This window comes from Corynebacterium sp. 22-2729 (genome assembly GCF_053479475.1).
Genome location: NZ_JBRBCA010000001.1, coordinates 1 through 19,685 on the forward strand (window position 1 = coordinate 1; position 19,685 = coordinate 19,685).

A 19,685-nucleotide genomic window follows, 5' to 3' on the forward strand; every position below is an offset into this window, starting at 1 on the left:
GTACTAATTGGCCGATGTTCAACACATTGAACCACGTTTGTGGTTGTGGCTAAGACGATTTCGGATTGTCGCATGGGTTGTGTACTCGCGTTTGTTATGCAGTGTCTGGAACGGCACTACACACCAGCGAACCCTGGGGTTTGGTTGGGTGTGTGTTTTGTTCTGATTGTGGTTTGTCGGTGGTTGTTAGCGGTGGGGTCACGCCCGGTCCCTTTCCGAACCCGGAAGCTAAGCCTACCTGCGCTGATGGTACTGCACCTGGGAGGGTGTGGGAGAGTAAGTCACCGCCGGCATCAAAACTTAATTTAAGGGAGTGTGTGCGTTAATTCGCACACATTCCCTTTTTTTATGCCCAGATTCGGATTGGTAGAGTTTTAACTATGACTGATAACCCAGCTACAAATTCACCACTCCAACGCTGGCTACTCCTCGCTGTAGTTTGCGTAGGCATCACCATAATTACGCTCGACAATACGATCCTCTATACGGTGCTTCCCAGTCTGGTTGAGGACCTTGGCGCAACCAGTACCCAACAACTGTGGATTGTCAACGCTTACCCTGTCGTCATCGCTGGCCTTTTGCTCGGTACCGGGACTCTCGGAGACAAGATCGGTCACCGTCGAATGTTCATTACCGGACTCATTATCTTCGGTGTGGCATCCTTCTTGGCCGCTTTTTCCTATAGTGCCGCCGTCCTTATTCTCGGCCGCGCACTGTTGGCAGTGGGTGCGGCAATTATGATGCCCTCCACTCTGTCACTCATTCGATTGACTTTTACCAATCCCCGAGAGCTTAATCTAGCTATCGGAATCTGGGCGAGCCTTTCCACCATCTCTGCGGCTCTTGGCCCCATCGTCGGCGGATTGCTTCTCGAAGCATTCTGGTGGGGATCGTGCTTCCTCGTCAACGTTCCGCTTGTCCTTGCTGCCCTGGTGGCTCTGCCTTTTGTGTCTATATCCGAGAATCCAAATCCCAACAAGCACTGGGATCTGGTCTCTTCTTTATATGCAATGGTTACCCTCGTCAGTGCCGTTCTCGTCATTAAAGAGAGCACTCACGTACCACAGAACTGGCCAGTCATTGGGGTTGCTATCGTACTGTTCTTTGCCGGCGGATGGGCCTTCGCGCGGCGTCAAGAAATAATTGCACAACCCCTAATTACCCTCGACATTTTCCGTTACCCAGCTTTCCGCTCCGGGGCTCTTGGCGCAGCCTTGTCGATGTTCGCGCTTGCGGGGTTGCAATATATCACCACTCAGAAGCTGCAGCTCGCCGATGGCCTTAGCCCGTTGCGTTCGGGCGTGTACGTGACCTTTGCTGCATTGGGTGCATTGGTGACGTCGATCTACGCAGGAGCGCGCTTAGCCAGTCTCGGTATTAGACGGCTGATCGCCGGAGGAATGGGGGTTGCCACGCTCGGGGGCGTAGTTCTGTGCCTCTACGGTCTTGTGGGATCGACGCCCCTTCTTCTCAGCGGCCAATTCATCATGGGCGTGGGGCTCGGCGCTGTGATGTCGGTAGCCTCCATTGCGATGGTCTCAGGTGTGCCGAGCCACCGAGCGGGAATGGCCTCAGCAGTAGAGGAAGTCAGCTATGAGTTCGGTTCACTAACCTCAATTGCGGTGCTTGGAAGCCTCGTGACGTTTTTCTATTCGCTGCTGATTAACATTCCCACAGACGCTCCTGCGGAGGCACAGGAGAGCCTGCACTCGGCGGTACACCTGACACATGCTGCAGAGGAAAGCTGGGCAGACTCCCTCCTCGCCGCAGCCGATACGGCCTACTCACAGGCTTATGCTTTCATTTCTGCATTAGTCGTCATCGTGCTGGCAGTTGGTTCCCTCTATACGGCTCGTATTCTGCGGGGCGTAACAGTGGAGCTGGAAGACTGACGCGAGCCCCCGCCTCTAATAGCGGCTAATAAATGTCCGGGGTTCACCGGTCAGTGGATCGGGGAAGTGAAGCTCCTTTGCAATAAGACCCATGGGGGTAGCAAAGTCCTCGTCTTCCACGTAAACCGGCCGGGGAGTTGGGGCGTCCATACTAAAGAGAGCATCATCCGAAAGATCGCTATACAAAGGGTCGTTGATGATCGGCAGGCCCATTGAACGGAGCACGACTCGCAACTGGTGCGTTTTGCCGGTACGTGGCTCTAGGCGCCAGACCAAGACTTCGCGACCATCGCGCTGCTCCGTACGCAGGCCAGTAACAAGCGTGACGGCATTCGGAGGTCCCGCGGTCAAGATTGTGCTGAGATGCCCGCGTGTTTTGGACATGCTGTGCTCCAGCTGCCACGGATGCTCTGGTGTCGGAAGATCCCACGAGCGCCAGTCAGCCAGTGGGGCAATAGGGTCGAAGGGGGCCTCCTCGGGGAGAGGAGTAAGTGCCTCGTAGACCTTGTGGGGGATACGGCGCTCGAACATCGTCTGATAGGCACCCCGGATCTCCGGACGGGCGGTCATTAGCAGCACCCCACGGGTTAAGCGGTCGAGGCGATGGGAGGGGGAAAGCTCCGGAATGCCGAGCTGTACCCGTGTCTTTACCAAAGCAGTTTCCGTAATATGCTGACCGCGCGGGAGAGTGGCGAGAAATGGCGGCTTATCAACGACGACGATATCCGCATCCTGGTGAAGCACCGTGATCTCACCCGGCACGGGGCGTTCGGGTGCGGGGCGACGATAGAAATTAATAAAACTACCGGGGCGCAGAAGATCGTCGGGTGCGAGTGGCTCACCGGAGTCGAGGCGTACTTCGCCAGCGGCGAAGCGTTCTAAAACGGCGCTAAAATTATCATCTTTTGCTCGGTGGCGTTGGGCGGAAATGAGGTGCCACAAAAAATCTTTTGCCACCCACGGCGTGTCGGTAGCTGGGGGAACAAGAATCCGCGTAGGATTGAGCCCCTTTTTTACTGGTAACGGTCCCATCAATCCGATATGCTACCCGGCATGGATATTGCTGCAATTACCGGTTCCCTGACCAACCTGTTCAAGAGCGAGCTTGGCGGTGTTCTGCTGAACATCTTCCGCACCCTCCTCGAGTTCTTCTCTCCCTCCAACGCACCCGCTGCCGACGACGTTCCGCTGCCCAACACTCGGGGCTAGTTTTCCTTAAAGGAAAAGGTTTGCGCCTATCGCGCAACTGCCACGACTACCACACGACGACTACACGACTACTTAAATTTCCACTCACAAGGTGTCCACATTGTCCCGAGAATAGGGGCAAATGGGCGCCTTTTCTGCATTCATTAGGGCTTTTGAGGATAATGGAAAGTGTTAGAGGATCAATCGAAAAATCCCCCTGCAAGGAAGGATCGTTTCCCAATGGCTACCACGAGCGATAAGGAAATCATCGTCGCAGTTGATGGCTCTGACGCCAGCAACGAGGCCGTTCGCTGGGCTGCAAACGCTGCCCTGAAGCGCAATCAGCCACTGAAGCTGGTGAGCGCCTATACCATGCCTCAGTTCATGTACGCCGACGGAATGGTTCCGCCGCAGGAGCTGTACGACGAGCTCGAGAGCGAAGCTGGCGACAAGATTGAAAACGCCCGCAAGATCGTCACCGACTTTAGCTCCGACATTGAGGTCAGCTACCTGGTTAAGGAAGGCGCCCCGATCGATACTCTGCTGGATCTATCCGAGACCGCAGAAATGATCGTTATGGGATCGCGTGGCCTGGGCGGCCTGTCTGGCCTGGTTATGGGTTCTGTCTCCAGCGCCGTAGTTTCCCACGCCGATTGTCCTGTAGTGGTTGTGCGCAAGGACAACGACGTCACCGCTGACAATAAATACGGCCCGGTTGTGGTCGGCGTGGATGGCTCCGAGATTTCCCGCCAAGCTCTGAAGATCGCCTTCCGTGAGGCCGAGGCTCGTGGCGCCCTGCTGCGCGCAATCCACTCCTGGACAGATAACCAGATCCACACTTCCTATGTAGGCCTGGTGGACGCCCAGAACCAGATGGATCGGATGATCGTCGAGCGTCAGGACATGATGGAAGACGAGCTGAAGGATCTCATCAAGGAGTACCCGAGCGTACAGGTCGAGGAGATCGTTGAGCGCGAGCGTCCAGTACAGTCCCTGACCGAGGCAGCGAAAGATGCTCAGCTGTTGATTGTCGGTTCTCACGGACGCGGCGGCTTCAAGGGAATGCTGCTGGGATCAACCTCCCGCACCCTGCTGCAGTATGCACCGTGCCCAATGATGGTTGTCCGTCCGAAGGACAAGAAGCACAAGTAGAAAATTGCCGGCAATTGCTGGCTATATAATTCAGATCCTGTAGAGTCCAATGGGCTTTGCAGGATTTTGTAAACTTGGGGCTGGTACGAGCGCCCCAAAGCTTTCAAATAGATCTTTACGATCTTTACGATAAGGAGTTAGGTAGATGGCAACCGCAGAGGAAAATTCCCGCACGGCGGGCTCCGCAACCTCTACTGACTCCTCCGCCGCTGCACACGACGGGGCGTCAACAAAAAAGGCGCCTACCAAAACCGCGGCAAAGAAGTCTGCGGCGAAGAAAACAACTAAGAAGGCCACGAAACAAGCGACGCGATCGAGTCGCCGCAATCGTCCCGGACCACGCCAACGTCTGTTGGCCAGCGCCACGAACCTGTTTACGACGCAGGGAATCCGTGTGATCGGTATTGATCGCATCCTGCGCGATGCAGACGTGGCAAAGGCCAGCCTTTACTCGCTGTTCGGTTCCAAGGACAACCTGGTGGTGGCATACCTACAGGAACTGGATCAAAAATGGCGAGCTGACTGGCACGAACTGGCGGATCCACGGGAGAGCCCGGAGGATCGCATCATCGCCTTTTTCGATCTGTGCATACAGCAGGAGCCTGACAACAATTTCCGTGGTTCCCACTTTCAAAACGCCGCCAGCGAATACCCACGCCCCCAGACTGACTCGGAACAACGTATCCGCGACGCTGCGATGGAATACCGTCGCTGGTGCCGTGACACGATGGCCGAGCTACTCACCGAACGCTTCGGCTATGCTTCACAAACACTCGCTGACCAGCTAATGGTCTTCATGGACGGTGGCCTGAGCGGCGCCAAAATGTCCCGCAATACTGTGCCTCTGGAGACCGCGCGGGGGCTGGCGAAGCAACTGCTATTGACGGTGCCAATGAGCTATAACATCTAGTTATTCTGATCTTCCGCAGCAGGCTTTTCCTGCTCTGCGATCGCGGTGGGCTGCCCATTCTTCTTGGACTTGCGCGCCAGCTTCTTTTCCTTCTTCCGCTCGACGTGTTTCTCCTTCATAGCATTGCGGTGCTCAAGGAACTCTTCGGAGTAGGGAATCTTGCGGTCTAGAATCCGCTGGATGGATATCGTCTGCGCGGTGGTCCATAGGTTGTTACCCACCCAGTAGACCATCAGCGCCACCGGGCCAACCGCACCCAGGGCAATGGTGAACGGGGCGATAAGCACGATGGGGCCGATGAGCCACATGAGCTTGAGAAGCCACCGAGCCATTGCGGAATTGTGATCCACCGTGAGGTAATTGCGGTACATCGAGTACGCCCAGTTGGAGGTCGTAAAGACTGCAGCCACGATGGCCATGGGGAATACGACCCAAAAGACTTGATCCATAGTGGTATGAATCTCCGCGAACTGCGACTCCGACATCTGCACATAGGCAGCGAGTGGTACGTCGAAAAGCTTCGCAGAGAGCAACGATTGAACCTCTTCGGCATTCAGCGGGCCGAAGCCATTGACCGACGCATTAACCTCCGGATCCGGACTGGTGACGTGGATAAGCATGCGGTACAGACCCAACAGCACGGGGAGCTGCACAAGCATAGGAACACAACCATCCGAAAAACGGTATTCGTGCTCTTTTTGCAGTTCGCGCCGCTTCTTGGACAGTTCCTTGCGAGCCTCCGGCGTATTGTCGCTGTATTCCTGCTCTAAGCGATAAACCTTAGGACGAATGTTCACCAGAATGCGGCTGGAATAAGCCTGCCGATAAACAAAAGGCAAAAGCAGACCGCGTACGGTGACGATCATGAGAACAAGTGCCAGCAACCAAGATTGAGCCGCATCCCAACCGAAAATATCGGCGAATAGGTAATGCCATGCCTTGAGGAATAGGGCAACGGGATACTCGACTATCTTCATGCAGGCGAGCTTACCCGCCACCTCAGGTAGTTGCGGGATAGGCTGTGTCGTGGGAGTGGTGAGGGAGAAGCATGGGAGAAACGAAAGAGCCTGTAGCTAACACCGGAAATAATGCCTTAACGTAGTACCATGTGACGCATGGGAAAGCACCGGCGCCAGGCAAAAACACGACTCGACCCGATTAGTGTTTTTGGCGAAATCCTTATTACGTTCGGTGTAGTTGCCCTACTTTTTGGTTTCTGGGACGTCTTTTGGACGGATATCCAATCCGGTCGCGAGCAGGCAGCCGTTGCCCACCAGTTAGATGAGCAGTGGGACGAGAAGAACCCCCGCCCATTAACTGAGCCGGCGGAAGGCACCGCGTTCGCGCGCCTGTTTATCCCTTCTTTCGGTTCGGATTTCAATTTCTCCGTGGTCAAGGGGGTCGCCGATGGAGACCTGTCCAAGGGGCCCGGGCACTATCAGGACAGTCAGGCGCCCGGTCAGCCTGGAAACTTCGCCATGGCCGGTCACCGAGTGGGCCGTGGCTCCCCCTTCAATGACCTTGGCCTGCTAACGACCTGCGATTCCGTTGTGGTGGAAACTGCAGGAAGTTGGAATATTTATCGCGTGCTGCCCATCGATGCGGCTCCTGGTAATCGCAAGTCGGAGGCTGAGAAGTGTATGTCCCCCGAGTTGGCGCAGAAAGTGTCTAGCGGTGAATATGCGGGCGTTAATGGCCGCTATATCACCACCCCGAACGACATTAACGTCATTAATCCTATTCCCGGCCAGTCGCGTATTGAGGTGCATCCGGACGATGCTGCACTGCTGACGATGACTACTTGCCACCCGCAGTTTTCCAATAAGGAGCGCATGATCGTCCACGCGGCTCTCGTTCGTTCCGAGCCCAAGAAGGATGGGAAGATGCCCAAAGAATTGACGGAGGGAGCCTAAATGTACGCAATGCTATGGCGGAACCTGCCGGGGCCGTGGTGGGTCAAGCTATTCATCGTTTTGGCGCTATTAGTGGGGATCTTTTTCCTATTGATGGAAGTCGTATTCCCCTGGATCGGCCCAATGATGCCCTGGACTGACGTGGGAGTCGCCGAGGGACTGCTACGAATCGCCAGCGATACTTAGAACCTGACTAGAACAAGACCTAGAGAAATCTAGCGAACCTAGAGCTTAAGGTTTTTGATCGTCTCTTCGGCGATCTTCTGAGCCTTCACGGACTGTTCCTGAGCCGTGGTCACCACGACCGCCGTTTCGTCCTTCCACACTGCGTACACCGCGCCGGACTTGCCGTCACCACCGCGACGCCCGCCGCTCCACCCCTTTGGCTCGAGGGCCTTCAGCGTGGAATCGATCGGTGCAGCGTGATCCACCACGGCTATGGCATCCGAATTAGTGCGCATGTGCCTGACCATTACCGTGGCCTGTGGGTAATCTTCGTAGGACCAGAACACGCAGGCAGGCGGATCGAAGCGTTCGTCGGTACCCGTGCCGGTCAAGCGCTGACCGTTGGTGTTCTGCAACCACTCGCCGTTCAGGTAGGGGCACACCTCTTGGCCGCCTTGGCCCACATGTTCTGGTGCTGCCTCGATAGGAAGATCTGTTCCCTTTACCGGATCGACGGTGCGCTCCGTTGAAGATTCGGATGTTGGGGAATCGTCCCCCGATTCGCCCCCGCAGGCACTTACGCTAAAGGCTAGTGCGACCCCTGCTACGAGCGCGAGGGATGCCTTTTTTGCTTTATGACGCCCCAACTTCGACAAACCTCGAATCTCCTGTTTAAGCGGGATTTATCGTCGCTTTTTACTTTCCCTGCGCCTTTTCGAACTTCTCGATGACATCGGCGGAAATGCGGCCTCGCTCTGAGACTTCCACGTTATTCTCTCGTGCCCATTCGCGGATCATACGGTTGCGCTCTGGATTGGCGCTTCGGTTTGCCGTGCGACGGCCAGCGGCGCCGCCACGGGTCTTGCGGCGTGCAACCTGGACAAAGGGAGCCAAAGCCTTGTCAAAAGCATCACGGTTCTTAGCGGACAAATCAAGGGTGTAACCGATGCCATTGAGGCTGAAGTCAACAACGTTGACTTCGTCCTCGGAAAGTGGCGTGTCGTCTAGATCATCGAAGAACTGGGTAATTTCGCGGCGAGCCATCTGTATATTCCTTCCAGTTAAAGGGTTTGTGGCCTAGGCCAATGTTTTTCAGTAACAAGTGTAGCGCTAGATCAACAAATTTCAATGGAATGAAAATGAATTAGTATTTTAATGATAAAAATGCTGGAAATGAGGCGTCGTAAAGAAAGAGATAAATAGAAAAATACCCCCAGGGGTGAACCTGAGGGTATTTAAGAGGCAGCCTAACTCGGATTAGCGAGCGGAGTGCTGAGCCGGGTCAATGCGTACATTGGACGTGTGGATGCCCTCGCCCCACTTGGTGCTTGCAGCCTTGGCGAAGTGCAGCGGCTGATTCGGCTTGAGCTTGCCGTCTGGTCCGAGAGCCAACCAGTTAGCATCCACTGCGTCCTTCGTCACGCGCACGACCGTGTAGCCGTGGGAGTCGAAGTCCAGGTACTTCACGTGGCGGTTCATGTTTGTAAACGCGTACTCCACAGTGTGGGACAGAGCGTTATCCTCCGGCAGCTTTAGGATGTCGTCGATGTTGGACGAGGTGACGGAGGTGCAGACGATTTCGACGCCGGCGGTGCCGCCGTTCGGGTACGTGCCCGGGACGGCCGGAATATCGTTAGCCCACGAAGAGTGAATATCGCCCGTGAGCCACACGGTGTTGCGGATCTTGTTGTCCATCAAGTACTTGATCACGCGGCGACGTTCTGCGGCGTAGCCATCCCACTGGTCAAAGTTGTACGGCATGCCCTCCTCCGGCAGCCCCAGCAGCTGCGTGACAGCCCTGGTGGCCTGCGGATCCAGCGGCGGGATCAGCACCGGGCTGAACATTACGGAGTTGCCGATGAAGTTCCAGCGGGCCGTGGAGGTGGACAGCTTCTTGGTCAGCCATCCGAACTGTTCAGAGCCAAGCATGCTGCGGGAGGCGTCGTCAGTCTTGCGAGCGGAGGTGAAGCTGGGCTTTTCGTTGCGGTAGGTGCGCAGGTCCAGCATGTTCAGCTCAACCAGGTTGCCGAAGGACAGGTTCCGGTAGATGTGACCCTTTTCAGACAGCGGGGTGGCGCGAATCGGCAACCATTCGAGGTATGCCTGCATCGCGTTGTTGCGGCGGGCGTGGAAGTCGCGCTCCTTGTTGGGCTGGTGATTCTCCGCACCGTGCGCCCAGTTGTCGTTTGCGACCTCGTGGTCATCCCAGGTGACGATCCACGGGCAAACAGCGTGCGCAGCCTGCAGGTCAGCGTCGGTGTGGTGCAGCGCGTAGCGCTGGCGGTAATCAGCCAGGGAAACGATCTCGTTAGCCGGCTCGTGCAGGCGAACCGAACCGGTCTTTCCCGTGTACTCACCGCGCGGGTACTCGTAGATGTAGTCGCCGACGTGCAGGGCGTAATCGATATCGCCACGCTTAGCCATGTCGCGGTATGCACTGAAGTAGCCAGCCTCCCAGTTGGAGCAGCTGAACAGAGCGAAGCGAAGTTCGGAGATGTCCGCGCCCCGAGCCGGTGCGGTGCGGGTTTGGCCAACCGGGGAGGTCTGACCCTTGCGCGGGCCATCGGTGGTGGTGAAGCGGTAGAAGTAGCCGGTGTAAGGCTTCAGGCCGCGTGCCTCGACCTTCACCGTCATGTCGCGCGAGGGTTCTGCCTTCGCAGTGCCAGAGGTAACGATCTGGGTGAACTTGCTATCGGTGGCAAGTTCCCACTTCACGGTGGTGGCGTTGCCCTTCTCCAGGCCCGGGTAGTCGTTCTCATTAGAGGTCACGCGGGTCCACAGCAGCACACTGTCGGGATAAGGGTCGCCGGATGCAACGCCATGCTGGAAGGCCGCCTTGCCCATCTTCATATTGATCGGCTTGTCCGCTGGCTTCGACGAACCGAGCGGAGCGGCGGAAGCAGTGGAATTAGCAGCGACGGTGCCGATGCCAACTGCAGCTGCACCGGCGGCGCCAGTCTGGAGAACCTGACGGCGAGTAAATTGCCCGGACTGAGCCGGAGTGGAATGTTCCTTAGGGTTGTTCGTCATAACCCTTATGAAACCACGCTCAGTTGAGTTTTGCTGGACAAGGGGCCAAAGCTGGATTCTACTTTTTCTTGGCCTTGAGCTGTGCCTCTACCAAGTCCAGCTCATTGGAGACGGAGCGCAGCACGCGCTTACCCGGACCCGTGTCCATGGACTTCGAGTTCTCGATAGCCTTATCCAGGTCGTCAAGACGATCGGAGATGTCCTTTGCAAAGCCACCAGGAACACTCTTGTCCAAGGACTGGCGGATCTTCTTGATGCGTGCCTGCTGCATTCCACCGTCACCAGGGAATTGTGCGTTGGCCTTGGGGGTCAGGCCCATGCGACGGGCGGCAGCGTCGTTCGAGGCCTCCTGCAGCATGGTCACGCTGCGGTAGAACAGCGGGATCGCAAAAGGTGCGGCAACGCGGGCGGCGCCGACGACCCGGAGCACCCTCTTGGAATTAAAACGACCGGCCTTGATTTGCTCCAGAGAGGCCTTCGCCATCTTCTCGTTGTGCTTGCGCTGCGCCTTGAGCTCCTTGGCATCCATCTTGCGCACCTGTTTGGCCGTCTTACGCAGGTAGGCTTCCTTGCGCTTTTCTAGCTTAGAGTCGGCCTTTACCTGTGCCTTGGCGCGAACCTTCGCAGCCTTTTGGATGGCCTTCTTTTCCTGACGGCGCTTGCGCATACCGCTGAGCAGTCCCATGTCACTCCGATGCGAATTGATCTGTCTTACTGTTCAACCAGATTACTTAACAAACATCTTTACTGTACGCGCTTCACTGTACTTCGACACCCTGGGGAGGCGCGCAACCCAACCGGCCGACGCGCTAGGCTTAGAAACTACTGTGAGCCTGCTTGAAGAACTTCCGCCGCTCAGCCCCCGTGACCTAGTGGGCTGCCGCCACCGTGCGGCACTTCGGCGTCACAAAGAACCGCAGGCACAACAAAAACAGCAGACACAACAGGCTGCCCCGCGTCTCCACATTCCGCAAGACCTCGAGGCTTACACCGAGGCGATCCAGCACAAGGTCAATGCGACGATTCGCCGGGAGATGGTTTTCCAATGCCTTCCCAATGTGCCGCGCATAGGCGACAAGGTATTCCCCAGCCGGGTGGATATCGACCCGGCTGATCCCGAAACAGCCGTTGAACAAACTCTGGAAGCGATGGCTGCCGGGGTGCGTTTGATTACGCGACCCGTTGTGGCCGAAGGACCTTTTCGTGTGGAGCTGGACCTCCTGGTCCGCGCCGACCTCGGCAAGGGGGTCGACGAGTTTATGCAGTACACGCCCGTCGCCATATCTTCGCATTCCGTGGCGCGCCGCGCGAAGTCCACGCAGCTTGCGGACTGTCGGGTAACGGACATCGGCGCATTGGGGTTAGCAGTGCCCGTCCCGATCAATTTTCGCCACCGCGCCGCTGCCGGAGATGCTCAAAAGGTCGCCATGGCTCACGTTGTGCTCCAACAGTGGGGCTTTGCAGCCGACACCGTGGCGCTGATCGGCCGCGCCGGGCCCGGTAGGCCACGCTGTTTCTTTTTTGACGCCCCCTCTGTCCTCCCCGGATTGCAGGCTGCGTTGGAAGAACCGATTCCGAGCGGTCCGCGGCGGATTAAGGAGTGCCAGACTTGCGAGTTTCACAACCACTGCCGAGCTCAGCTTCTGCAGGAACTAGAAATCAGTCTGTTGTTGCCGGGGGATAAAGCCCGGAACTGGCGAGAGAATGGGATTGAAACCCTTCCGCAGCTGGCGGCCTCGGGCAATGGGGAACATCCGCAGTTAGCACAGGCATGGATGGACGGGCAGGCTGCACTTCGCCGTCCACAAGAACGCTGGTTCGAACTACCGGAACTGTGGGGTGGAGCAAAGCGAAACACTGACGGTGGCCTGCGGGACTGGGTGGAGATCGACGTGGATATGGAGGCCCACCCGAACCGTGGCACATTCCTCTGGGGAACCTTCGACGGTTCGCGCTATATCGGTTTCGGAGACTTTAGCCGCGAGGGAGACGAAGGCCAGCACGTTGCGGAGTTTTGGCATTGGATGCAAGCACGCAAAGACCACGCGGTGGCCGCTGGCAAAAACTTCCAAGTTTGGGTGTACGCAGCCCAGGGGGAAAACTACTGGCTACGCCACGCAGCCGAGCGCTATGGTGGGCGCCGCTACAAGATCGATGGGATGAACCAACAGGTAACAATGCCAACGCTGGAGCAAGTCAATGCCTTCATCGCCTCAGTACACTGGTGCGATTGCTTTAGCTTAGTGAAGAAAGCACTGGCGCCCACGGATTCTCTGGGATTAAAGACGGTGGCTCCGCTGGCAGGCTTTGAATTCAGTCAGGCCGGCATTAACGGAAAGGCTGCGGTGGAGCTTTTTGAGCAGGCCATCGGCGGATCTCGCGGCACTGCGCAAGCCGCCCGGCGTAAGCTGGAGCGCTACAACGCCGATGACTGCGTAGCTACCTCGACAGTTCGCGCGTGGCTGCGAAGGGGCGCGCCGGGGCTACAGGAACTGCGGCGTCAATAGAGTAAGAAGCGCAAGAGGGAGAGTATCCGAGCATGACCAACTTCTTTGACCGCATCATGGCGCTCAACGCCCAAGGGCCGTATCGGGCCGAGCGGGTCGGCCCGGAGGACGCACTAAAGGGCGGTCGGACTCCTGTGTTGGCGGATCCGCAGCCGAATGTGGTGCTGGGAACCCCGCTAAGTGGGTTAGAGGATGCCTACTGGGCGGAGAACCTGCAAAAACCAGCGCAGATCGTCTGCGGATTGGGCTGCTTCTGGGGAGTGGAGCGCATGTACTGGGGAGTGGACGGAGTGTGGGGAACTTCCGTGGGCTACGCGGGTGGCTACACTCCTAACCCGACCTATCGCGAGGTGTGTACGGGGCGAACGGGACATGCGGAAGCGGTGCGCATCGTGTTCGACGAAGCAGTAGTGAGCGTGGAGCAGCTGTTGCAGATCGCCTTTGAGAATCACGACCCAACCCAGGGGGATCGCCAGGGCAATGACGTGGGGACGCAATATCGCTCTTGCGTGTACGCCCAGGATGCTGAGCAGTTAGCTCGGGTGCAACGAGCCGTCGATGGTTGGCAGCAGCGCTTTACCGATGCGGGTTTCGGGGAGATCACTACCGAAATCGCTGAGCTGGCTAATGCGGGTGACAGTAATTACTACCTCGCCGAAGATGAGCATCAGCAGTACCTACACAAGCACCCCGACGGGTATTGCAACCACGGCTCTAATGGCGTGAGCTGCCCCGTCGGGGTGTTGGGTGACTAGCTGTGACTAGCTAGCGTTTGTACCTTAGTGGCCTCCGATTTCCTTGGGGAGGTTCTGGTTCGGGATGCGGCCTTCGGGCACGACCTTGCTGCCATCCCAGCGGAAGGTGACATCAGAGAAGTACTTGCCGGCCATGACATTGGCCTCGCCCGATTCGCGCAATGCCTCCCAGTCGCGCATACGCACCTTGACGGAGTTGGGGGTGGTGCGGAGGATCTCAGTCTGCTGAATCGTGTCGGACGCAATGCCGATGTACTTGCCCTTGTGGAAGAGCATCAGCTGCGTGGCGAATTGAGCATTACCCTGCCTTGCCTGAGTGATCAGCGCGTAGCTGAGATCGGAGCACGGGTTGTAGTTGGTCTGATTCGTCAGCTTCCAACCGTAAGGGTTATGAGGGAGCTTGCTGATGTTTTCAGTGATCTCCGGAGCGTTCGAATCTATCGGGCAATCCTGAGCTCCGTGGGTGCCATTGCCTGTGCGGGGGCTGGAGGCTGCGGCGTTGTACGTCTTGGCATTGGCGGATGCGGTGGGAGCCGCTGCGTCCTCGGGTGCCTTCTCATCACCGCAGGCAGCAGTGCCCAGCAGCAGACCGGACATGGCGATTGCGGTGCCGATCAGACGTGTACGACGGGTGCGAAAAGTGTGGTGGGTGGTCGGAGTCTTCATCGTTCTCTCCAATCTTGGAAGTGTGCGAGTGACTGTCTGCATAGGCCAGGCATGAAAACCGCCCCATGCTGTGGATGCTTCCTCAGCTGGGTGAGCGAGAATGTGGGAGTCGAGTGAGTTGAAACCCCGCCCACCTTGATGGCTGGGGACGCAAAAGACCCCATATCGATTGCCAGAATTTTTCTCCGGCGGATATAGGGCCTGCCTTATTCAGTTGGGAAATTATGAAGTTATGTATGTAGTTCTAGCGCTATGGAGTTGTAGAGTGCTTCGGGCTACTTCTTGGCAGCCTCGTAGCGCTTGGCAACCTCATCCCAGTTGAAGACGTTCCAGACAGCCTTGACGTAATCTGCCTTAACGTTCTTGTACTGCAGGTAGAAAGCGTGCTCCCACATATCCAGCAGCAGCAGCGGGGTCAGGTTGATGGACAGGTTACCATGCTGATCGGTCATCTGCTCAACAACCAGGTTGCCAGCGATGTGGTCGTAACCCAGAACCGCCCAACCGGAGCCCTGCAGACCCAGAGCAGCGCCGGAGAAGTGATCCTTGAAGGCCTCGAAAGAGCCAAAGTCACGGTTAATGGCCTCGGCCAGCTCACCAGTTGGCTCGCCGCTGCCATTCGGGGACAGGTTCTTCCAGAACAGGGAGTGGTTGGTGTGGCCACCCAGGTTGAAGGCCAGATCCTTGGACAGTGCGGTAACTACGCCAGCGATGGAGCCATCCTTACGGGCGGCCTCCAGCTTTTCCAGAGCAGCATTAGCGCCATTGACGTAGTTCTGGTGGTGCTTGGTGTGGTGCAGCTCCATAATCTCGCCAGAGATGTGGGGCTCCAGAGCGTCGTAAGCGTAATCCAGCTCGGGCAGTTCGTACTTAGCCATGGTTTCTCTTGATCCTTTCACACGTTGGAAGTGCCTGTGACAACAAGTGTGACGGCAAAAAACTGTTCCTGCAAGGTTTTTTCTCATGAACTTCTTAATTATTGACGCCGTATTCCAAAAGTTCAATATTCAGAAACCTTTGAGGTGAGGTTGGTTGGACGTGTCGCTATGCTGGCCGGTGGCGTCAGAAAAAACGGCAGCTACCAACTAGCAACCAGCAGCACCTAGCAAGGAAGAAGGCCAAGACGTTGACGGCATCTACTGGGCAAGAACAACCACTTAACCGCAACAACACCGCAGCACCAACCCCCGGCTCCAAGATCGTCCTGATCGGCGCGGGTGACGTTGGTATCGCTTATGCATACACCCTGGTCAACCAGGGGCTCGCCGATCACCTCGCCATCATCGACCTGGACGAGCGCAAGACCTGGGGTCACGTACAGGACCTGAACCACGCAGTGCCGTGGTCCCATCACAACACCCGCGTGACTGTCGGCACCTACGAAGACTGCCGCGATGCCGCAATGGTCTGCATCTGCGCGGGTGCGGCACAGAAGCCGGGGGAGACCCGACTCGACCTCGTTGCCAAGAACACCTCCATTTTCCGCAAGATCGTCGGCGATGTGATGGAGCATGGCTTTGACGGAATTTTCCTGGTTGCCAGCAATCCAGTGGACATCCTGAGCTACGCAACGTGGAAGTTTTCCGGACTGGATTCCAGCCGCGTGATCGGCTCCGGCACGATCCTGGATACCGCCCGTTTCCGTTATGGACTGGGGCAGTACTTCGGCCTTGCGCCGACCTCGGTGCATGCCTACGTGATCGGCGAGCACGGCGATACCGAATTGCCAGTTTTGTCGGCAGGTTCTGTGGCGGGCACCTCGATTCACCACCGACTCGAAAAGATGGGCGAATCCGCAGGCGAGGATGTAGACGAGATTTTCGTCAAGACCCGCGACGCGGCCTACGAGATTATCCAGGCCAAGGGCTCCACCAGCTTCGGCATCGGTATGGGGCTGGCGCGCATCACCCAGGCGGTCTTCAGCAACCAGGACGTTGTACTGCCGATTTCCACGTTGCTGGAAGGGGAGTACGGATTCGAGGATATTTACATCGGCACTCCCGCCGTGATCAACCGCCAGGGCGTGCGCCACGCGGTCGAGCTGCAGCTAAACGACGAGGAGAAAGAAAAGTTTGACCACTCTGCAACCGTGTTGCGCAAGGTTATGGAGGAAACTGGACTGCTCGGGTAAGTCAGCTAACTCAGCTCTTGAAAGCGGCGGGGCTGCGTAAGTAAACAACAGATGAAACTTGCGTTCGCCCCGCCGTTAGCGGATGCCGGTTGCCCTCCGGCGCACTAAGAATGGAGGGTATGAAAATTGTCGCCCACCGCGGAGCCTCCAAGGAACGCCCAGAACACACCCTGGCAGCCTACGAACTGGCCGAGCAGAGGGGCGCCGATGGCTTCGAGTGCGACATCCGTCTAACACGCGACGGGGAACTCGTGTGCCTGCACGACCGCACCATCGACCGCGTGGCGGTGGAAAAACCAACGAAGTCAAGTGGCGTAGTCAGCGAAATGACGCTGGCAGAGCTGCGGGAACTCAACGTCGGTACACCCGAGGAGCCAGCGCAGGTGCTGACTCTTCGCGAGCTTCTGACATTCTTCAACGATGTCAACTCTTCACGCACTGCTGCCGGGCAGGAGCATAGCCAGAGGGTTGGCGATGCGGACGCGGAGGACGGGGCGTCGTTAAAGAAAGAGCTATTCATCGAGACCAAGCACCCGAACCGTTATGGCCCCAAGGTCGAACACGCCCTGCACTACGAGCTGCAGCGGGCACGCCTGGCGGATAGCGCGCACGTGCACCTGATCAGCTTCAGCCCCCAGTCACTGGTGCGCTTTAAGATGATTAACCCAGCCATCCACCGCATTTTGCTGCGACGTGAGTATCAACGCATGCTGAATCCGGGGCTTCAGGCACTGCATGTTGTCGACGCCCACGGTCTGTCCGTCGCACGGGGACGGATTCGTCCGGACATTATCGGTCGCTTTGGCGATGGCACGTATGTCTGGACCGCGGATAAGGAAGACGAGGTGCGCTGGGCCGCGCGACAGGGCGTGACGTGGCTGGCGACGAATTACCCAGGGCGGGCACGGATGTGGCGCGACGACGAGCTGGGGTGGGGCAGCACAGCGGGCACAGTGAACACAGCGGGCAAAGTGCGCACAGTGAGCAGAGCCGACGTAGTAGAAGAAACAGGCGCTGCTGCTATTTCTTAAGCGCAGCCCAGGTACAATAAATCACCGTGGCTAAGAAGAAAAAGAACCAAGAGAACCTGCCCGAGGGCATGAGCCGCCGTCAGGCTAAGCTCGCTGCCCGCGCCGCCGAGCGTGCGAAGCTGCAGAAGGATCCCCGCCCCTTCGATGGTTTTGCCATGGAGGCCGATCTTATCGCCTTGCAGGAATTCGTCCCCTCGGCGCACTTCGTTGCCGATGTGAAGGACGCGGAGCACAAGATCTCCATCGTTACTGTCCTGCCGGGTGCTGTTGCTGCCCTGCGCCGTTCTGAGGAAGACGGCGGGGAGGCCTTCGTTGCGCTGCAGGCCCAGCGCCGTGGCGATAACCCGAACCGCGACCTGGCATACGCCCTGAACTGGGTGAAGCAGGCCGAGCCGGGACAGTCCCTGGAGGTTGGCGTGTCCGACGGCACCGAGCCCGCCCTCGAGGACATCCTGAACAAGGACACCGAGGCGGACATCACCGTTGCGCAGGACTTCGGTTGGTGGCTGACCGAGGAGAACCGCAACAACCCGCAGATTGCTGCTACCCTGCAGCGTGCCAATGATTCCGTGCTACCTTCTGAGCGCATCGATGCAAACATTAAGGGCGCGGCATGGTGGATTGACCCCTCTGACAAGGCACACATCCGCTGGGTGCGCCAGGAGGGCGAAGAGCAGCTGCTCAATGCACTGGCACGCCTGCACGCAGCTGGTGAGCTGCACCTGGGTGAGGGCTCCAAGCTCGCCGGTGTGTTCCGCACCCACGGCATCCTGGTTCCGGTGTGGGATCTGGATCGTACCCGCGAGGCAGCGTCCTGGAAGGAAGGCCTGGAGGCCCTGGATCCGAAGATCGAAGAAGCCCTGGCCAAGGACACTCCGCTGACTGCCGACGAGCAGAAGGCCAAGCAAACCATCCAGTCCCGCGAGGTCACCATCCGCTAAGAGTGGCTATCCGACTCACTATCGGAGCTGAGAAAACATTTCCTCTGCGCCGGCATCGTCCCACAATGCGACGTTGCCGGCGTACGTGTCTTCGTAGCCCGCGATCGGTACCGTCTCCTGCTTCGCACCGCCGGCCATAGCCATTCCCAGCGAAGCGAGGTGCCACACATGGTCACCCTCGTTGACCTTCATGTTCGAGCTCAAGGAATCGGCAACCTTTAGGTTCTTAAACGGGTTGAGCAGCGTGCCGGGCGACTTGATTTTCTGCGACAGCGCAGCCAAGAACTTGCGCTGACGTTCCACACGATCCAGGTCGCCCTGCGCAGAGGTGTAGCGGGAACGTACATAACCCAGCGCCGTCGGCCCATCGAGCTCCTGGCATCCGGCCTGCAGCTTAATGCCTGCCATTGGGTCATCCAACGGCTCATCCAGGCACATCTCCACGCCACCGACAGCGTCAACGACATTGGCGAAACCGCCAAACCCAACCTCTGCGTAGTGGTCGAGGTGGATACCCGTCGCCTGCTCCACGGTTTGCTGCAGAAGCGCCGGGCCACCGATGGAAAAGGCCTGGTTGAGCTTGTTCTTTCCGTTTCCGGGGATGTCCACCCAGCTGTCGCGCGGCAGCGAGAGCATAGTTGCTTGTCCGCCGAAGCGAGGAATGTGCACCACCATGATCGTGTCAGTGCGGCCGACCGAGTCGTTCAGCTCGCCGGCCATCAGGCGGTCGCCGTCTTCCTTGCTCAGCCCCGCGCGGGAGTCCGAACCCACCAGTAGCCAGTTCGTGCCGGAGGTGCCGCCCAGGCGGCCGTCATAATCCTGCAAGGCGTCAATTCGCTGCAACTTGGAATCCACCCACACAGCAGCGCCAATGCTCAGTGCGAGAACGATGGCCAGCAGCATTCCCACAATCTTGAAGAAGCCGAAACGCTTGCGCCTTTTGGGGCGCGGGGCGGTGCGGCCGCGGGGGCGTCGAGAAGGACGCGGGATTTCGCGGGAGCCTGGACGCGCAGAGCGACCGGAGTAGTTACCGAATTGCGGGTCGCCGAAAGGCTGACCCTGTCGGGGTTGCTGGGATGGACTGGGCTGGTAGTCCTGGGGGGCTCTGTAGCCCTGGTACTCCTGGCTGCTGTCGCGCGGAGGCAACGGTTCGGCACGGCGGTAGTGCGGCTTTTCGGGCTGTTCCGGGCTGCTCGGTTGTTCGCGGCGGGGAGGCTCGGTAGCGCTCGGAGGAATGACGCCCCTACGCACGGGTCGCCCATAGCGATCCAGAAGGGGCTTGCCGTGCCGGTCCCGGGCGATCTCCGTGCCGTTTGCACGGTTGTTAGCGCCAGAACCTTCGCCGGAGCGGCCGGAGCCGAAATTGTCGCGAGAATTCATGGGCACAATAATAACGGGTCAATC

20 protein-coding genes and 1 rRNA gene are annotated in these 19,685 nt (G+C 58.0%); 12 read left to right on the forward strand and 9 right to left on the reverse strand.

Annotated elements, in window-relative coordinates; translation table 11 throughout:
* Positions 1–175 precede the first annotated feature (175 nt).
* Both rrf and ACUY2T_RS00010 read left to right on the forward strand, forming a co-directional pair.
* Positions 176–293, forward strand: a 5S ribosomal RNA gene (gene rrf / locus ACUY2T_RS00005).
* 87 nt (positions 294–380) lie between these two features.
* Complete coding sequence (locus tag ACUY2T_RS00010; protein ID WP_448306783.1) at positions 381–1,892, forward strand: MFS transporter; 1,512 nt, start codon at positions 381–383, stop codon at positions 1,890–1,892.
* Between the two features lie 15 nt (positions 1,893–1,907).
* On the opposite strand, the gene ACUY2T_RS00015 is transcribed toward ACUY2T_RS00010, so the two are convergent.
* Positions 1,908–2,924 (reverse strand): pseudouridine synthase, encoded by a 1,017-nt coding sequence (locus tag ACUY2T_RS00015; protein WP_448306785.1) that lies wholly within the window; start codon positions 2,922–2,924, stop codon positions 1,908–1,910.
* 21 nt (positions 2,925–2,945) lie between these two features.
* On the opposite strand from ACUY2T_RS00015, the gene ACUY2T_RS00020 reads away from it, so the two are divergent.
* The 3 genes from ACUY2T_RS00020 to ACUY2T_RS00030 all read left to right on the forward strand — a co-directional run bounded on the left by ACUY2T_RS00020 (position 2,946) and on the right by ACUY2T_RS00030 (position 5,142).
* The gene (locus tag ACUY2T_RS00020; RefSeq protein ID WP_448306787.1) at positions 2,946–3,101 is read left to right on the forward strand and encodes a hypothetical protein; all 156 of its coding nucleotides are present in this window, start codon (positions 2,946–2,948) and stop codon (positions 3,099–3,101) included.
* 219 nt (positions 3,102–3,320) lie between these two features.
* Positions 3,321–4,232, forward strand: coding sequence for a universal stress protein (locus ACUY2T_RS00025; RefSeq protein ID WP_448306789.1), 912 nt, complete (start codon positions 3,321–3,323; stop codon positions 4,230–4,232).
* Between the two features lie 145 nt (positions 4,233–4,377).
* Positions 4,378–5,142, forward strand: coding sequence for a TetR/AcrR family transcriptional regulator (locus ACUY2T_RS00030; protein WP_448306791.1), 765 nt, complete (start codon positions 4,378–4,380; stop codon positions 5,140–5,142).
* Here the strand turns inward: ACUY2T_RS00030 and yidC are convergent.
* Positions 5,139–6,119 (reverse strand): membrane protein insertase YidC, encoded by a 981-nt coding sequence (gene yidC, locus ACUY2T_RS00035; protein WP_293790388.1) that lies wholly within the window; start codon positions 6,117–6,119, stop codon positions 5,139–5,141. The genes ACUY2T_RS00030 and yidC overlap by 4 nt on opposite strands.
* A 138-nt stretch (positions 6,120–6,257) precedes the next feature.
* On the opposite strand from yidC, the gene ACUY2T_RS00040 reads away from it, so the two are divergent.
* Both ACUY2T_RS00040 and ACUY2T_RS00045 read left to right on the forward strand, forming a co-directional pair.
* On the forward strand, positions 6,258–7,055 hold the full coding sequence (locus ACUY2T_RS00040; RefSeq protein ID WP_448306793.1) for a class E sortase: 798 nt from the start codon (positions 6,258–6,260) through the stop codon (positions 7,053–7,055).
* Entirely contained in the window at positions 7,056–7,241 is a 186-nt protein-coding gene (locus ACUY2T_RS00045) for a hypothetical protein (RefSeq protein WP_293790394.1), read from the forward strand.
* 38 nt (positions 7,242–7,279) lie between these two features.
* Here the strand turns inward: ACUY2T_RS00045 and ACUY2T_RS00050 are convergent, their stop codons facing one another.
* The 4 genes from ACUY2T_RS00050 to ACUY2T_RS00065 all read right to left on the reverse strand — a co-directional run bounded on the left by ACUY2T_RS00050 (position 7,280) and on the right by ACUY2T_RS00065 (position 10,935).
* Positions 7,280–7,867, reverse strand: a complete 588-nt coding sequence (locus ACUY2T_RS00050; protein WP_448307149.1) for a DUF2020 domain-containing protein — start codon at positions 7,865–7,867, stop codon at positions 7,280–7,282.
* A 49-nt stretch (positions 7,868–7,916) separates the two neighbouring features.
* Entirely contained in the window at positions 7,917–8,264 is a 348-nt protein-coding gene (locus ACUY2T_RS00055) for a histone-like nucleoid-structuring protein Lsr2 (RefSeq protein ID WP_448306796.1), read from the reverse strand.
* A 213-nt stretch (positions 8,265–8,477) separates the two neighbouring features.
* A complete protein-coding gene (locus tag ACUY2T_RS00060) occupies positions 8,478–10,250 on the reverse strand; it encodes an alkaline phosphatase D family protein (RefSeq protein ID WP_448306798.1) in 1,773 nt (590 codons plus the stop codon).
* Between the two features lie 58 nt (positions 10,251–10,308).
* Positions 10,309–10,935 carry a DUF6474 family protein gene (locus ACUY2T_RS00065; protein WP_448306799.1) on the reverse strand — a complete coding sequence of 209 codons (627 nt, stop codon included), beginning with the start codon at positions 10,933–10,935 and terminating at the stop codon, positions 10,309–10,311.
* 142 nt (positions 10,936–11,077) lie between these two features.
* Here ACUY2T_RS00065 and ACUY2T_RS00070 point away from each other — a divergent pair, with 142 nt between their 5' ends.
* Both ACUY2T_RS00070 and msrA read left to right on the forward strand, forming a co-directional pair.
* Complete coding sequence (locus tag ACUY2T_RS00070; RefSeq protein ID WP_448306801.1) at positions 11,078–12,757, forward strand: TM0106 family RecB-like putative nuclease; 1,680 nt, start codon at positions 11,078–11,080, stop codon at positions 12,755–12,757.
* 32 nt (positions 12,758–12,789) lie between these two features.
* Positions 12,790–13,512 carry a peptide-methionine (S)-S-oxide reductase MsrA gene (msrA, locus tag ACUY2T_RS00075; protein WP_448306802.1) on the forward strand — a complete coding sequence of 241 codons (723 nt, stop codon included), beginning with the start codon at positions 12,790–12,792 and terminating at the stop codon, positions 13,510–13,512.
* Positions 13,513–13,536: 24 nt separating this feature from the next.
* Here the strand turns inward: msrA and ACUY2T_RS00080 are convergent, their stop codons facing one another.
* The gene (locus tag ACUY2T_RS00080; RefSeq protein ID WP_448306804.1) at positions 13,537–14,178 is read right to left on the reverse strand and encodes an LppP/LprE family lipoprotein; all 642 of its coding nucleotides are present in this window, start codon (positions 14,176–14,178) and stop codon (positions 13,537–13,539) included.
* 275 nt (positions 14,179–14,453) lie between these two features.
* Complete coding sequence (locus ACUY2T_RS00085; RefSeq protein ID WP_448306806.1) at positions 14,454–15,056, reverse strand: superoxide dismutase; 603 nt, start codon at positions 15,054–15,056, stop codon at positions 14,454–14,456.
* Between the two features lie 248 nt (positions 15,057–15,304).
* Between ACUY2T_RS00085 and ACUY2T_RS00090 the strand changes: the two genes are divergently transcribed.
* The 3 genes from ACUY2T_RS00090 to ACUY2T_RS00100 all read left to right on the forward strand — a co-directional run bounded on the left by ACUY2T_RS00090 (position 15,305) and on the right by ACUY2T_RS00100 (position 18,281).
* The gene (locus ACUY2T_RS00090; RefSeq protein ID WP_448306807.1) at positions 15,305–16,309 is read left to right on the forward strand and encodes an L-lactate dehydrogenase; all 1,005 of its coding nucleotides are present in this window, start codon (positions 15,305–15,307) and stop codon (positions 16,307–16,309) included.
* 119 nt (positions 16,310–16,428) lie between these two features.
* Entirely contained in the window at positions 16,429–17,340 is a 912-nt protein-coding gene (locus tag ACUY2T_RS00095; RefSeq protein WP_448306809.1) for a glycerophosphodiester phosphodiesterase, read from the forward strand.
* Between the two features lie 68 nt (positions 17,341–17,408).
* Entirely contained in the window at positions 17,409–18,281 is an 873-nt protein-coding gene (locus ACUY2T_RS00100) for a DUF5926 family protein (RefSeq protein ID WP_448307151.1), read from the forward strand.
* A gap of 18 nt (positions 18,282–18,299) precedes the next feature.
* Here ACUY2T_RS00100 and ACUY2T_RS00105 read toward each other — a convergent pair whose 3' ends face one another.
* Complete coding sequence (locus ACUY2T_RS00105) at positions 18,300–19,661, reverse strand: LCP family glycopolymer transferase (RefSeq protein ID WP_448306811.1); 1,362 nt, start codon at positions 19,659–19,661, stop codon at positions 18,300–18,302.
* Positions 19,662–19,685: the final 24 nt, after the last annotated feature.

What these genes read in the sequence shown, in the direction of transcription:
- ACUY2T_RS00010 (WP_448306783.1), top strand. Translation starts at nt 381, where the DNA reads ATGACTGATAACCCAGCTACAAATTCACCACTCCAACGCTGGCTACTC.
- ACUY2T_RS00015 (WP_448306785.1), bottom strand. Translation starts at nt 2,924, where the DNA reads ATGGGACCGTTACCAGTAAAAAAGGGGCTCAATCCTACGCGGATTCTT.
- ACUY2T_RS00020 (WP_448306787.1), top strand. Translation starts at nt 2,946, where the DNA reads ATGGATATTGCTGCAATTACCGGTTCCCTGACCAACCTGTTCAAGAGC.
- ACUY2T_RS00025 (WP_448306789.1), top strand. Translation starts at nt 3,321, where the DNA reads ATGGCTACCACGAGCGATAAGGAAATCATCGTCGCAGTTGATGGCTCT.
- ACUY2T_RS00030 (WP_448306791.1), top strand. Translation starts at nt 4,378, where the DNA reads ATGGCAACCGCAGAGGAAAATTCCCGCACGGCGGGCTCCGCAACCTCT.
- yidC (WP_293790388.1), bottom strand. Translation starts at nt 6,119, where the DNA reads ATGAAGATAGTCGAGTATCCCGTTGCCCTATTCCTCAAGGCATGGCAT.
- ACUY2T_RS00040 (WP_448306793.1), top strand. Translation starts at nt 6,258, where the DNA reads ATGGGAAAGCACCGGCGCCAGGCAAAAACACGACTCGACCCGATTAGT.
- ACUY2T_RS00045 (WP_293790394.1), top strand. Translation starts at nt 7,056, where the DNA reads ATGTACGCAATGCTATGGCGGAACCTGCCGGGGCCGTGGTGGGTCAAG.
- ACUY2T_RS00055 (WP_448306796.1), bottom strand. Translation starts at nt 8,264, where the DNA reads ATGGCTCGCCGCGAAATTACCCAGTTCTTCGATGATCTAGACGACACG.
- ACUY2T_RS00060 (WP_448306798.1), bottom strand. Translation starts at nt 10,250, where the DNA reads ATGACGAACAACCCTAAGGAACATTCCACTCCGGCTCAGTCCGGGCAA.
- ACUY2T_RS00065 (WP_448306799.1), bottom strand. Translation starts at nt 10,935, where the DNA reads ATGGGACTGCTCAGCGGTATGCGCAAGCGCCGTCAGGAAAAGAAGGCC.
- msrA (WP_448306802.1), top strand. Translation starts at nt 12,790, where the DNA reads ATGACCAACTTCTTTGACCGCATCATGGCGCTCAACGCCCAAGGGCCG.
- ACUY2T_RS00080 (WP_448306804.1), bottom strand. Translation starts at nt 14,178, where the DNA reads ATGAAGACTCCGACCACCCACCACACTTTTCGCACCCGTCGTACACGT.
- ACUY2T_RS00085 (WP_448306806.1), bottom strand. Translation starts at nt 15,056, where the DNA reads ATGGCTAAGTACGAACTGCCCGAGCTGGATTACGCTTACGACGCTCTG.
- ACUY2T_RS00095 (WP_448306809.1), top strand. Translation starts at nt 16,429, where the DNA reads ATGAAAATTGTCGCCCACCGCGGAGCCTCCAAGGAACGCCCAGAACAC.
- ACUY2T_RS00100 (WP_448307151.1), top strand. Translation starts at nt 17,409, where the DNA reads ATGAGCCGCCGTCAGGCTAAGCTCGCTGCCCGCGCCGCCGAGCGTGCG.
- ACUY2T_RS00105 (WP_448306811.1), bottom strand. Translation starts at nt 19,661, where the DNA reads ATGAATTCTCGCGACAATTTCGGCTCCGGCCGCTCCGGCGAAGGTTCT.